At 70.8% G+C, this 12,081-nt stretch carries 14 protein-coding genes; 10 read left to right on the forward strand and 4 right to left on the reverse strand.

Annotation, left to right across the window (positions count from 1 at the left end):
* The first annotated feature begins 17 nt into the window (after positions 1-17).
* Both FXF65_RS06605 and FXF65_RS06610 read left to right on the forward strand, forming a co-directional pair.
* A complete protein-coding gene (locus FXF65_RS06605) occupies positions 18-395 on the forward strand; it encodes a hypothetical protein (RefSeq protein ID WP_148348792.1) in 378 nt (125 codons plus the stop codon).
* Positions 396-414: 19 nt separating this feature from the next.
* Entirely contained in the window at positions 415-789 is a 375-nt protein-coding gene (locus FXF65_RS06610; protein WP_148348793.1) for a hypothetical protein, read from the forward strand.
* Between the two features lie 134 nt (positions 790-923).
* Here FXF65_RS06610 and FXF65_RS06615 read toward each other — a convergent pair whose 3' ends face one another.
* Entirely contained in the window at positions 924-2,312 is a 1,389-nt protein-coding gene (locus tag FXF65_RS06615; RefSeq protein WP_148348914.1) for an FAD-binding oxidoreductase, read from the reverse strand.
* Between the two features lie 215 nt (positions 2,313-2,527).
* Here FXF65_RS06615 and FXF65_RS06620 point away from each other — a divergent pair, with 215 nt between their 5' ends.
* The gene (locus FXF65_RS06620; protein ID WP_222868400.1) at positions 2,528-5,881 is read left to right on the forward strand and encodes an ATP-binding protein; all 3,354 of its coding nucleotides are present in this window, start codon (positions 2,528-2,530) and stop codon (positions 5,879-5,881) included.
* 5 nt (positions 5,882-5,886) lie between these two features.
* Here the strand turns inward: FXF65_RS06620 and FXF65_RS06625 are convergent, their stop codons facing one another.
* Entirely contained in the window at positions 5,887-6,717 is an 831-nt protein-coding gene (locus tag FXF65_RS06625) for a hypothetical protein (protein ID WP_148348795.1), read from the reverse strand.
* A gap of 146 nt (positions 6,718-6,863) precedes the next feature.
* Between FXF65_RS06625 and FXF65_RS06630 the strand changes: the two genes are divergently transcribed.
* The 3 genes from FXF65_RS06630 to FXF65_RS06640 are packed head-to-tail and all read left to right on the forward strand — an operon-like array spanning position 6,864 to position 8,335.
* Positions 6,864-7,205: an ArsR/SmtB family transcription factor gene (locus FXF65_RS06630; RefSeq protein WP_148348796.1), complete on the forward strand. Its 342-nt coding sequence runs from the start codon at positions 6,864-6,866 to the stop codon at positions 7,203-7,205.
* Positions 7,206-7,208: 3 nt separating this feature from the next.
* On the forward strand, positions 7,209-7,715 hold the full coding sequence (locus FXF65_RS06635; RefSeq protein ID WP_148348797.1) for an SRPBCC family protein: 507 nt from the start codon (positions 7,209-7,211) through the stop codon (positions 7,713-7,715).
* Entirely contained in the window at positions 7,715-8,335 is a 621-nt protein-coding gene (locus FXF65_RS06640) for a dihydrofolate reductase family protein (protein WP_148348798.1), read from the forward strand. Before FXF65_RS06635 ends, FXF65_RS06640 begins: the two co-directional genes overlap by 1 nt.
* 262 nt (positions 8,336-8,597) lie before the next feature.
* Here the strand turns inward: FXF65_RS06640 and FXF65_RS06645 are convergent, their stop codons facing one another.
* Together FXF65_RS06645 and FXF65_RS06650 are read right to left on the reverse strand one after the other, a co-directional pair.
* Positions 8,598-8,906 (reverse strand): hypothetical protein, encoded by a 309-nt coding sequence (locus FXF65_RS06645; protein ID WP_148348799.1) that lies wholly within the window; start codon positions 8,904-8,906, stop codon positions 8,598-8,600.
* Positions 8,907-9,175: 269 nt separating this feature from the next.
* Entirely contained in the window at positions 9,176-9,646 is a 471-nt protein-coding gene (locus FXF65_RS06650; RefSeq protein ID WP_148348800.1) for an ArsI/CadI family heavy metal resistance metalloenzyme, read from the reverse strand.
* A gap of 85 nt (positions 9,647-9,731) precedes the next feature.
* Here FXF65_RS06650 and FXF65_RS06655 point away from each other — a divergent pair, with 85 nt between their 5' ends.
* The 4 genes from FXF65_RS06655 (at position 9,732) to FXF65_RS06670 (ending at position 12,069) form a co-directional block, all read left to right on the forward strand.
* Positions 9,732-10,121, forward strand: a complete 390-nt coding sequence (locus FXF65_RS06655) for an ArsR/SmtB family transcription factor (RefSeq protein ID WP_148348801.1) — start codon at positions 9,732-9,734, stop codon at positions 10,119-10,121.
* Positions 10,122-10,192: 71 nt separating this feature from the next.
* Positions 10,193-11,221, forward strand: coding sequence for an ACR3 family arsenite efflux transporter (gene arsB / locus FXF65_RS06660; RefSeq protein WP_281288881.1), 1,029 nt, complete (start codon positions 10,193-10,195; stop codon positions 11,219-11,221).
* Complete coding sequence (locus FXF65_RS06665; protein ID WP_148348802.1) at positions 11,221-11,640, forward strand: arsenate reductase ArsC; 420 nt, start codon at positions 11,221-11,223, stop codon at positions 11,638-11,640. The genes arsB and FXF65_RS06665 overlap by 1 nt, the downstream gene beginning before the upstream one ends.
* Positions 11,641-11,712: 72 nt before the next feature.
* On the forward strand, positions 11,713-12,069 hold the full coding sequence (locus tag FXF65_RS06670) for an ArsR/SmtB family transcription factor (protein ID WP_148348803.1): 357 nt from the start codon (positions 11,713-11,715) through the stop codon (positions 12,067-12,069).
* The last annotated feature ends 12 nt before the right edge of the window (positions 12,070-12,081 follow it).

Below are 12,081 nucleotides of genomic sequence, written 5' to 3' on the forward strand. Positions count from 1 at the left end.
CGCCACAGGAGACCGATATGAACAGACCAGCACGGGCACTGATCATCGCCGTCACCGGGGCCGCGGCGACCCTGACGTTCGCCACCGCCGCCCACGCGGGACGCGGCGCGACCTCGTCGATGACCGGATCACGGGTCACCTTCGACCCCAACGGCGACAAGTTCACCGTCTGCGACACCTCCTGGGACGGCTGGGACCCGTACGTCAGGTACGAGTACATCCGCAAGGACGGGACCCTCCAGAAGGGCGAGCACTACGTCCACTCCGGCGACGGCACCTGCGACACGTTCAGCCACAAGTTCACGCCCGGACGTTCTGTCCAGTTCGTGGCGTGCGTGGACATCTGGAGCAACAACGACATGTGCGCCCGCGAGTGGGCCACCGGCGTGGCCTAGCCGACCCGGAAGGCATTCCATGAAGAAGTACGGAAAAGTGCTGTCGGTCGGCGCCGTCGCCGCCGCCGTCCTGCTGGGCTCCTCGACGGCCGCCTACGCCGGGCGGGACATGAAGTCCACCATCGAAGGCTCCTACACGGAGTTCCACAGCAACGGCGACAAGTTCTACAACTGCGACACCGACTACGACCTGTTCACGGCGTACGTCGATTACTCATACATCCGGAAGGACGGCTCCGTCCAGAAGGGAAAGCACTACAATCCCGGCGGCCGGGGTGAGTGCGCGACCTTCGACCACGATTTCGGCGAGGGGCGTCCCGTGCAATTCCGCTCCTGCGTGGACGTCCCGATCGGCATCGACCCGTGCGACCGCTGGAGGGAAGGCATCGCCTGACCGTTCCTGAACAACGCGAAAACCGGGCGGGGTTCCCTGCCCAGTTTTCGCTTGTCGTCAAGTGTCGGCGTAGCACGCGGCGGGGCCGTGGCGGCACGGCCCCGCCGTCCCCCGTGACTACCCCGACACCGCCGCTACCCGGCGGCGGAGTCCGGGACGCCGATCGAGTGGCCGAACCGGAACATCCCGGCCGGGTCGTACACGGCCTTCAACTCCATGAGCCGCAGGTGGACGTCGGGCGGCCAGGCACCCGCGACCTGCGCGGGCGCGGTGGCGGCGCCCTGGAAGTTGAGCAGCGCGCCGCCGGTCGTCCACGGACGGACGGCGTCGAGGACACGCTCGCCGAGCGGTCGCACCAGACCCGCCATGTCCTGCGGGGGCGGCGGGGCGAGCACGAGCAGGGAGTACGCGGCGTCCCGTCCGCCGACCGCGTTGGGGACCCGCGGCGCGCGCGCCATCGCGCCGCCGAGTTGGCGCACCTCGACCACATGCGGCGGGGCCTCCGCGCCCGGCCCGGCCGCGTCCAGCAAGGCCTGGACGGCGCCCTCGGTCAGCTCGCGGAACAGCCCGCCGCCCTCCCAGTAGGGCATCGGGTCGGTCGGGTCGTTGTGAATGGCGCCGATCGCCGTGTACGGCATCATGCCGACCATGTCGATGATCGCCGGGGCGGCCGATCGCATCGGCGCGAGCAGCCGCTCGCCCTCGGCCTGGTCGCCGACGTGCGCGACGCGCAGGTGGACGACGAACCGGCCGCGCAACGGCGGCGGCAGCTCCTCCACGGGCGGCAGCCGCAGCAGCGCGACGGACGTGGTGATCGACTCCGGCAGGTCCCGGGACCACTCGCGGTAGGCGTGCAGCACCTGCGCCGAGTGCTCGCCGGGGTAGAAGATCCCGCCGCCGTACAGCATCGCGATCGGGAACAGGTCGATCGTCATCGCGGTGACGATGCCGAAGTCGCCCTTGCCGCCGCGCAGCGCCCAGAACAGGTCGGGCTCGATGTCCGCGTCGGCGGTCAGCGTCCGGCCGTCGGCGGTCACGACCTCCAGGGACCGGACGTGGTCGGCGGCGAAGCCGTAGGTCCGGGCGACCGGCCCGCAGCCGCCGCCGAGCGTGTAGCCGACGGCGCCGACCGCGGGCGCCGACCCGCAGAGCGGGGCGAGCCCGAAGGGCGCGGTCGCCTCGACCACCTCGGCCCAGCGGACACCCGCCTCGACCCGGGCGGTCCGGGCGGCCGCGTCGACGGTGAGGCCGCGCATGCGGCTGGTGTTGACGACCAGGGCCCCTTCCACGGGGGCCGCGGAGCCGTGCCCGGTGGCGTGGACGGCGACGGGCAGCCCGTTCCGCCGGGCGAACCCGACCGCCGCCGCCACGTCGGCCGCGCCGGTCGCGCCGACGACGACCGCCGGACGGTGCCGGACCGTCAGGTTGAACGTCGCGACCTCCCCGTCGAGGCCGGGGTGGCCGGGGGCGAGGACGGGGCCGGAGACCTGCTCGCGAAGGCCGTCGAGATCCGGCGGGGACATGAGGGTCACGATGTTCTCTCCTGACTTGATCTTCTCGGCGGGGCCGAGCGGCGGGCGGCACGTCCTTTCTCGCAGGCGACACTTGGGGCACGGTTCGGGGTGAGTTACATTTGGCCTGTTCGGCACCGTTAAGGCCGGACGCAAGCCGTCCTAAAGTGGCGGCCGGGCGGCCGGGCGGCCGGCGCAGGGACACCGGGGGGACCACGGCGGGACGGGTGGAAGGCGATTTCGAACGCGAGTCCGGCGCTGCCGCCGGAGCGCCGCGATTCCGGGTGCTGGGGCCGCTCGAGGTGACCGACGCGGCGGGAACGCCCGTCGTCGTCGGATCGGGCAAGCTGCGCGCGCTGCTGACCCTGCTGATCGCGGACGCCGGCCGGGTCGTGTCGGTCGACCGTCTGGTGGACAGGCTGTGGGCGGGCGATCCTCCGGCCTCCGCGGTGGGAACGCTCCAGGTCTATGTCTCGCAGGCGCGGCGGCTGCTCGACCCGTCCCGCCGGGCCCGCACCGACGCGGGCGCGATCGTGACCCGTCCGCCCGGATACCTGCTGGACGCGGCGGACGGCGAGGTCGACACCGGACTGTTCGCCGCCCTGGTCGCGGACGGCGAGCGCCTGGCCGAACAGGCCGCCCACGCCGCCGCGCTGGAGGCCGTCGACCGCGCCCTGGTGCTGTGGCGCGGACGTCCCTTCTCCGACGTCGCCGAAGATCCCGACCTCGCCGGTCACGCCGAGGCCATGATGGAGCTGCGGCTGCGCGCGCTGGACTGCAAGGCCGCCGCGCAGCTCGGCCGCGGCCGTCCCGACCTGGCCGCCGCGACCGCCGAGACGCTCGTCCGCGAACAGCCGCTCCGGGAGCGGTACTGGGCGCGGCTCATGCTCGCCGCCTACCGCGCCGGGCGGCAGGCGGACGCGCTGAACGCCTACCAGGACTGCCGCAAACTGCTGGACGAGGAACTGGGGCTCGTCCCGGGCCCGGAGCTGGTCGCCTTGCAGGGCGCGATCCTGCGCCGCGACCCCGCGCTCGGCGAGGTCGCCACCGCCGCGACCCCCGCCCCGGACGCGCCGGAGCCGTCCGGAGGCTCGGAGCAGACGACCCGACCGTCCGAGCCCGCCGCCGACTCCGTGCCGGGGCTCGTCGGACGCGACCGCGAACTCGGCGAGCTGCGGGCCGGGATCGAGGCCGCCCGCCGGGGCACCGCGACGATGGTCCTGCTCGAAGGCGAAGCCGGGATCGGTAAGACCACGCTCGCCGAGGCGTCCGCCTGGATCGCCCGCGACCAGGGCATGAACGTCGTGTGGGCGCGGGCGGTCGAAGACCTCGGCGCCCCGCCCTTCTGGCTCTGGGAACAGGTGCTCCAGGAACTGGGCGCGGAACGTCCCGCGTTCGTGGGCGGCATGGCCGCGGACGACCAGGCCGACCCCGCCCGGGACCCGGCGATCGAACGCTTCCGTCTGCTGGAGGCCATCGCCCGCGCCGTCGTCGACGTCGCCCGCACCGGGCCGCTCCTTCTCGTCCTGGACGACCTGCAATGGGCCGACGCGGGATCACTGCAGGCGTTGCGGCTGCTCATCGGCCGGTTGCGCGGCCTGCCGTGCGGCATCGTGGCGACGTGCAGGTCCGCCGACGCGCTCGACGCGGCGGCGCTGGAGCACACGCTGGCGCTGCTGGGACGCGAGCGCGCCGTCCAGCGGCTCCCGCTGTCCGGGCTGTCCGTCCCCGAGATCGAGGCGCTGCTCAGCGGGCACGGCGACGGCCTGCCGGACGCGGCGGCGATGCGGGAGCGCACCGGCGGCAACCCGTTCTTCCTCGCCGAGCTGCTCCGGTTCCACCACGACGCGGACTCGCGCTCCCGGCCGCAGGTGCCCGCCACCGTCCGCGACGTCGTGGAGCGCCGCTTCGAGCGGCTGCCCGAACGCACCCGCGTGCTCGTGCGGCTGGCGGCGCTCGCGGGCGCGGAGATCGACGTCGCGATCCTCGCCCACGCCGTCCGGCTGGACTCGGCGCGGGTCGTGACCGCGCTGGAACCGGCGCTGGACAGCGGACTCCTCCGCCACGACGAGGAGACATGGCGGTGGCGGTTCGCCCACGACATCTCCCGGGACGCCCTGTCGGCGCGGCTCGCCCCGGGCGAGCGGACGCAACTGCACGCGCTCCTCGCCGACGCCATCGAGGCCGTCCACGGCGAGGACGCCCACCTGGACGACCTGGCGCGGCACCGGTTCCACGCCGCCGGGGGCACCGCGTCCGAGCCCGCCTTCCGCACCTGCTCCCGGGCGGCCGACGAGGCCCGCCGGCGGCTCGCGTTCGACCAGGCGGCCCGGCACCGGGAGCGGGCCCTGGCGGTGCTGCCGCCGGGCGGGGACGGCGAGGACCGCCGCTACCGGACGCTGCTGACCCTCGTCAAGGAACTGCGGCTGGCGGGCGACGTGCGCCGCGCCGCGTCGGTGCTGAACGAGGCGGTGGAGATCGCCCGGCGGGCCGGGGACCGGGAGCGGCTCGCGGAGGCCGTGTCCGTCCTCGGCGGCGTGGCGCTGTGGAACTGGCGCTCCTACGGCACCGTCGACCCCGCCTTCGTCGCGCTGCTGCGGGACCTGATCGCCGAGACGCGCGACCCGCGCCGCCGCGCTGAACTGCTGGGCACCCTCGCCGTCGAGCTGTACTACGGCCCCGACCGTCCGGAGGGCGAGCGGCTGGCCGAGGAGGCGGTCGAGATCGCCCGGCGGATCGGCGACCCGGAGCTGCGCGGCCGGACGCTGAACAACTACGTCATGGCCTCCTGGGTTCCCGAGCGGGAGCCCGCGCGGATCGCCGCGCTGGAGGAGTCGCTCGCGCTGGCGGGCTCGGGCCTGCCCGCCGTCACCGAGGTGATCGCGCGCATGCACCTGCTGTCGGCGCATCTGAAGTTCGGCCGGATCGCCGAGTACGAGGACGGCATCGAACGGTCCCGGGACACGGTGCGGGCCCTCGGCATACCCGAGCTGGAGGTCCAGCTGACCTACCAGGAGGCCGGGTACGCGATCTTCCGCGGCGACGACGACACGGCCGTCGAGCTGATCGAGCAGGCGCACCGGCAGCACCGCCGGATCAGCGTGTGGGGCGCGCAATGGGCCCGCCTCATGCAGCTCACCGTGCTGGACCGGATCAGGGGACGGGTCCCCGCCCGGCTCGACGAGCTTCTCGCCGCGGCGCCGCTCGCGGAGAACGCGGCGCTGCGTCCGACCACCGTCCTGGCCCTGCTGGACGCGGGGGAGCGGGAGCGCGCCCGTCATCTGCTCCGCCGCTGGGGGCTGGAGCGGGTTCCTCGCGAGCTGACCTGGGCCTCGGACTTCGAGCACGGCCAGCTCGGGGAGATCGCCGCCGTTCTCGGGACCCCTGCCCCGGACGCCATGTACCGGATGCTTCATCCGTACCGGGACCGGCTCCAGGTCGTCGGCTCGGCGCTGGCCTGCGCCGGCTCCACTCACTTGATCCTTGCGAGGCTCGCCCGGCGGCTCGACCGTCCGGACGCGGCGGCCGAGCACCTGGCATGCGCCGCCACCGCACCGGGCCCCGCCTCTATGGGGCCGTAACGTTTTCAGGGCTTCGGGCAGACGGGCAGAACTTTATAGTCCGTGAAGTTGCGCATTATCGGGCGCTTGAGGGGCGACCACACGGATTTGGATTGCTGTGATCCGGTCCTGCAATCCGCTCGCTCCTGTATCTCGTCGACCCGCACGCGGCGTATCTGCTTTGGGTCGTCGACCAGAATCGTGGCCCAGCCGCCCTGATCGGCGTTTACGACGTATCCGGCGAGAGTCTCGTTGGTCTTCAGTTTTATCGCTTCGACGGGAAGCCACTGCGGCGCGAGGACGGGCGACAGGATCACGTGGAGCGCCACGCCGAGCAACGAGAATCGGAGCAGGTTGCCGTGCTGTTGCTGCACATCGCCGTCCGACGCCAGGGAAAGCAGGTTCGCGATCAATGCCATCGACGCGAAGGCCGCCATGAGAGGGTCGACGAAGACCAGGAGCAAGGCGAAGGCCACCACGTAGCCGAAGCCGATGATCCCTTGGTCGCCGGCGTCCATCCCACTCGTGGCTCGCTTCAGGATTCCTGGGCCCGACCAAGCCATCACCAGGATCAGCAGGCCGGGTACTTGCGGAACCAGGACGCCGAACAGGAGTGCGCGGGTGTCCGCACTGGAGGTGAGCGCATAGATGATCTCTTTGTTGCCGTCGGCCATGCGGAATAGCTGCAGCCCGGCGAGCACGAAAGGGATCAGCACCCAGACGTAGCCCGCGACGTCCTTGGTCGTCCAGCCCTGCGGTGGATCATTTGCCTGTCGGGTTCGCCGTCGCTCAAGCAGGCGTAAGTGAACCAGGTCGCGTGTTCCATAACGAGATCTTTCTCGGCTGCCCCCGCGCATAAAGCGAGTATGCCAGGGGCGGAGGGTTCTTGTTCGGAATACGAATAGCCGTTGATTATTGACGCCAGGCCGAGGCAGGCGCGGCTCGACGGGCTGGGCCGGTCCCTCCGGGTTGACGCATGCCGATATGGGCATATGATGAGGCCATGGCACGAGCAGCGACGACGTCGGACGTCTTCAACGCGATCGCCGAGCCGCAGCGCCGCCAGATCCTGGTGCTGCTGCGGGCGGGCGAGCGGCCGGTGACCGAGTTGGCCCGGGAGTTGGGGATGACTCAGCCGGGGGCGTCCAAACACCTGCGGGTGCTCCGGGAGGTCGGGCTGGTTCGGGACCGCAGGGCGGGAAAACAGCGCTTGTACGGCCTCGACGCCCGGGGGCTGCGACCGGTCCACGAGTGGACCGGCGGATTCGAGCGGTTCTGGAACGAGAGCTTCGACCGGCTGGACGCGTACGTGCAGGACCTGAAGCAGGAAAGGCAGGAGGAATAGCTGATGAGTGCGACAAGACGAGGAGCACCGGGCCGGTCCGCGACGGCCGACCGCGAGATCGTCATCTCCCGGGTCATCGACGCTCCGCCAGAGCTGGTGTTCGAGGCGTTCACCGAGGTCCGGCATTTGTCGCGGTGGTGGGGGCCGGACGGGTTCACCACGACCACGCGCGCGTTCGAGTTCCGCGTCGGAGGAGAGTGGGCCTTCGTGATGCACGGACCGGACGGGACGGACTACAGCGAATGGATCTCCTGGACCGAGATCGCCCGTCCGGAGCGGATCGCGTTCGTGCACGGTGAGTCCCACGACGACCCGAACGCCTTCGAGTCGGTCCTGACGTTCGAGCCCGAAGGCGCGGCGACCCGGATCGAGATGAGCACGATTTTCCCCACCAAGGAATTGCGAGACGAAGCTGCCGAGAAGTACCACGCGGTCGAGGCCGGGCAGCAGACCCTCGGCAACCTTGCCGCCTACGTCAGCGAGATCGTTCAGAACGGGGTTGAGGACTGATGGCTGGAAAAGTGTTCTTCAGCGTGTCGATGTCGCTGGACGGGTTCATCGCGCCGTCGTCCATCGACGAACTGATGGGGCAGCAGTGGATGGAACTGCAGCGGTGGGTCTTTCCACAGCGGTTCTTCCGGGAGAACCTGAAGCTCGGCGCGGGCGGCGAGGAAGGGCGCGACAACGACATCCTGCGGGAGACGTTCGAGCGCACCGGCGCGAGCGTGATGGGCAAGCGCATGTTCGACGCCGGTGAGCAGGCGTGGCCGGAGGAGGCGCCGTTCCACACGCCGGTCTTCGTCGTGACGCACGAGAAGCGCGACCCCTGGGAGCGGCCGGGCGGGACAACCTTCCACTTCGTCAACGACGGCATCGAGACCGCCCTCGACCAGGCCCGCGAGGCCGCCGGCGACCGCGACGTCCGCGTCGCGGGCGGCGCCGCGACGATCCTGGAGTACCTGAACGCCGGCCTGATCGACGAGTTCTCGATCGCGGTGTCGCCCGTGCTGTTCGGCTCCGGAATCCGCCTGTTCGAGGACGTGGACGCGACCCGCGTGGCCCTGGACCCGGTCCGCACCGAGCCGTCCCCGAGGACGACGCACCTGACCTACACCGTCCGAAAGCGCTAGCCCAGCCGTCGCCAGAGGCGGAACTCAGCCGAGTTCGATGACCACATTGCCGACCTTCTGGCCCGTCTCGACGTACCGATTTGGTTGGTTGTGCGCCATCGCCTCGTAGGCGCCGCCGGATGGGGACGGGCGCATGGCGCGGGTTCCTGCCGCGCCATGCGCACCGTCCAGCGCATCAACCAGGCTGCGCCTGCGAGCCCATCGGTCGGGGTAGCTGAGCCGGGGCCGCTGTTACTTTCGGGGGTTGGTTGGTCCGGGTGGGTCAGCGGACTTCGACGAAGGTGTTGGTGACTCGGTCAGGGGGGCAGTAGGTGGTGGAGGTTTCACCGACCGGCTTCCACGGCCCGTAGCCCTGGATGGTTCCCACGCCGGGAATGTGATGGGTGTAGAAGCAGACGATCCGGTGCTCTCCGGTGCCGCCGAGGCAGGTGCTGGAGGCGATGCTGGCATTGAAGCCGACGCTGCATTGCGACGGGCTGGCCGAGGCGGGCCCCGACATTGTGATCAAGCCCGTCAGTGCGCCGAGGGCCAGAACGGAGGCTGAGGCGGCCTTGCGGGAGAAGAACTTCACACGTCCTCCTGAAAAATGGGTGAGCGGTTGGTCGCTCACCTATTCGCCCGCACAGGGCGCTCTGGATGTCTGGACCACCCCACGAATCCGGCGCCGTGGTCGTTCGCGGGTGGTGTCCCGCCGCTTGGCCTAGTTGTGCGGCCCGGCCGCGTGGTCGGATGGGGGCGCCTCGGCGGTTCTGCGTTGAACGGCCTCGTTTTGGCTGAGACGCCGGAACGGCACCCCCCGGGCGGAGCGGTCGGGGAGGTGCCGTTTGTCGAAGGCTGTGATCAGCAGCAGGTGGATCCTGCTGTGACCTTCTCACCCTCGGTGGTCTCCTCGGCCTGCTGGTCGGTGGCGCAGCATGCGGAGTTCTCCTGCTTGGCCAAGGTGTCGGCGTCGCCCTTGACCACGTAGACCTCCCATGGCTCCTGGCCGGGACCGTGTACCCAGACCTTGTCCTGGAGTGCGTAGCAGCACGAGGTGTCGTCTTCGGTCAGGGTCACCAGACCGGCGTCGGTGAGGCGCTGTGTGGCCTCGTGAACGCGGGCGGTGTCCTCGACCTCCACGCCTAGGTGGTCCATGCGGGTGGGTTCGCCGGCGTCGCCCTCGATCAGGACGAGCTTGAGCGGCGGCTCGGCGATGGCGAAGTTGGCGTAGCCGGGACGCAGCTTGGCGGGCTCGGCCCCGAACAGCTTGCTGTAGAAGGCGATGGAGCCTTCCAGGTCGGACACGCGAAGGGCGAGCTGGACGCGAGACATCGGGACCTCCTGTTTTGATGTTCATCGAATCAGGTCGACGGCTTTGAGTTTGCGCTCCTGCCTAGATGGATGTCAAATTAGAGACATGTCGAAACAAGGTCTGCCGGTCCTGGATCTCTCGCCGGTCGCCTCCGGGGACGCGGAGTGCTGCGTCCCGCTGGCCTGCGAGCCGCTCGACGCGCGGGAGGCCGCGGCGCTAGCGCCGCTGTTCAAGGCGCTGGGCGACCCGGTCCGGCTGCGGCTGCTGTCACTGATCGCCTGCCATGAGGGCGGCGAGGCGTGCGTGTGCGACCTGACGGCGGCGTTCGACCTGTCCGGCCCGACGATCTCCCACCACCTGAAGGTGCTGAAGCAGACCGGGCTGATCGACTCCGAGCGGCGCGGGACCTGGGTGTACTACTGGCTCCAACCACAGGTGCTGGAGCGGCTCGCGGCGATCCTCGGACCACGGCTCGCCACGATGACGGCCTCGTGACCAGCGCTGAGCCCGGTCTGCGCCCGGGGGATTCCGCCGAACCCGGCGCGGCGGGGCCGGGTTCGGCGGGACTGTCCCGGCTGGACCGCTTCCTCCCGGTGTGGATCGGCGCGGCGATGTTGGCGGGCCTGGCGGCCGGGCGCGCCGTTCCCGGCCTCGGGTCGGCGCTGGAGGCGGTGAAGGTCGACGGGATCTCGCTGCCGATCGCGCTGGGACTGCTGGTCATGATGTATCCGGTGCTGGCCAAGGTCCGCTATGACCGCTTGGACGCCGTCACCGGAGATCGGCGGCTGCTGGCGGCGTCCCTGGTGGCGAACTGGGTCGTCGGACCGGCGGTGATGTTCGCGCTCGCCTGGATCTTCCTCCCCGACCTGCCGGAATACCGGACAGGACTGATCATCGTGGGCCTGGCCCGGTGCATCGCCATGGTGATCATCTGGAACGACCTGGCCTGCGGCGACCGGGAGGCCGCCGCCGTCCTGGTCGCGCTCAACTCGCTGTTCCAGGTCGTGGCGTTCGCCGGGCTGGGCTGGTTCTACCTGGAGGTCCTGCCCGGCTGGCTCGGCCTGGACCAGGCCCGCTTGGACGTGTCGGCCTGGGACATCGCGCGTAGCGTGCTGGTCTTCCTCGGCGTCCCGCTTGCCGCCGGATATCTGTCGCGTCGCCTGGGCGAACGAGCGCGGGGCCGCGCCTGGTACGAGGGGACGTTCCTGCCGCGCATCGGCCCGGTCGCCCTGTACGGGCTGCTGTTCACGATCGTCGTCCTGTTCGCCCTGCAAGGCGAGGCGATCACCTCCAAGCCCCTCGACGTGGCCCGGATCGCGTTGCCGCTGCTGGCGTACTTCGCCGTCATGTGGGCCGGGGCCTTCGCGCTGGGCCGCGTGAGCGGACTCGGCTACCCGCGCACCGCGACCCTGGCGTTCACCGCCGCGGGCAACAACTTCGAACTCGCCATCGCCGTCGCCATCGCGACCTTCGGCGCGGCGTCCGGACAGGCGCTGGCCGGGGTCGTCGGGCCGCTCATCGAGGTTCCCGTCCTGGTCGGCCTCGTCTACGTCTCGCTGATGCTGCGCCGCCGCCTCACCGCAGAGGAGTCATGATGTCCGACGAGCCCCAGGTCCCCGAGGTGCTGTTCGTCTGCGTGCACAACGCCGGGCGTTCCCAGATGGCCGCCGCGTTGCTGGACCACCATGCCGCCGGACGCGTCCGGGTGCGCTCGGCCGGTTCCGCGCCCGCCGACACGATCAACACGGCCGTGGTGGACGCGATGGCCGAACTCGGGCTCGACCTGACCGGGGAACACCCCAAGCCGCTGACCGGCGACACGGTCAAGGCCGCCGACGTCGTCATCACCATGGGCTGCGGGGACGCCTGCCCGGTCTTCCCCGGCAAGCGCTACCTGGACTGGCAACTCCCCGACCCCGCCGGACGTCCCGTGGCCGAGGTCCGACCGATCCGCGACGAGATCGACCGCCGCGTCCGGGCCCTCCTCGCCGAACTGGCGCCCGACGCCTCTTAGGCGGGTCGCCGTGCGAGCACGCGCCGCCGGGCCTTCCCTCTGACCGACTTCATCGTCTATCGTCGATTAACGATGGATGAGCAGAGCGGGCCACTCGACCGACCGACCGCAACCGAGTACGCGTCCTGGTTCAAGGCACTGGCCGACCCGACGCGGATCCAGATCGTGTCCTTGCTGGCCCGCCGTGGTCGGCCGATGAACGTGGGCGAGATCGTCCAAGCCGTCCAGGTCGGCCAATCCACCGTGTCAGCCCACCTCAAAGTGCTGGCCGAGGTGCGGTTCGTCCTGGCCGACCAGAACGGCACCGCGCGCTACTACCGGATCAACCAGGAGTGCGTGGCCTGCTTCCCCACCGCCGCGGACGTCGTCATGGGACAACCCGCGCCCGCCCCGCCCACCTGCGGCCCCCCCGAGCGAACACAGACATAGGGAGCACACACC

The sequence above is a fragment of the Actinomadura syzygii genome, from assembly GCF_008085905.1.
GTDB lineage: Bacteria > Actinomycetota > Actinomycetes > Streptosporangiales > Streptosporangiaceae > Spirillospora > Spirillospora syzygii.

Coding starts and splice junctions, on each gene's coding strand:
- FXF65_RS06605 (WP_148348792.1), top strand. CDS start 18: ATGAACAGACCAGCACGGGCACTGATCATCGCCGTCACCGGGGCCGCG.
- FXF65_RS06610 (WP_148348793.1), top strand. CDS start 415: ATGAAGAAGTACGGAAAAGTGCTGTCGGTCGGCGCCGTCGCCGCCGCC.
- FXF65_RS06615 (WP_148348914.1), bottom strand. CDS start 2,312: ATGTCCCCGCCGGATCTCGACGGCCTTCGCGAGCAGGTCTCCGGCCCC.
- FXF65_RS06625 (WP_148348795.1), bottom strand. CDS start 6,717: ATGCGCGGGGGCAGCCGAGAAAGATCTCGTTATGGAACACGCGACCTG.
- FXF65_RS06630 (WP_148348796.1), top strand. CDS start 6,864: ATGGCACGAGCAGCGACGACGTCGGACGTCTTCAACGCGATCGCCGAG.
- FXF65_RS06635 (WP_148348797.1), top strand. CDS start 7,209: ATGAGTGCGACAAGACGAGGAGCACCGGGCCGGTCCGCGACGGCCGAC.
- FXF65_RS06640 (WP_148348798.1), top strand. CDS start 7,715: ATGGCTGGAAAAGTGTTCTTCAGCGTGTCGATGTCGCTGGACGGGTTC.
- FXF65_RS06650 (WP_148348800.1), bottom strand. CDS start 9,646: ATGTCTCGCGTCCAGCTCGCCCTTCGCGTGTCCGACCTGGAAGGCTCC.
- FXF65_RS06655 (WP_148348801.1), top strand. CDS start 9,732: ATGTCGAAACAAGGTCTGCCGGTCCTGGATCTCTCGCCGGTCGCCTCC.
- FXF65_RS06665 (WP_148348802.1), top strand. CDS start 11,221: ATGTCCGACGAGCCCCAGGTCCCCGAGGTGCTGTTCGTCTGCGTGCAC.
- FXF65_RS06670 (WP_148348803.1), top strand. CDS start 11,713: ATGGATGAGCAGAGCGGGCCACTCGACCGACCGACCGCAACCGAGTAC.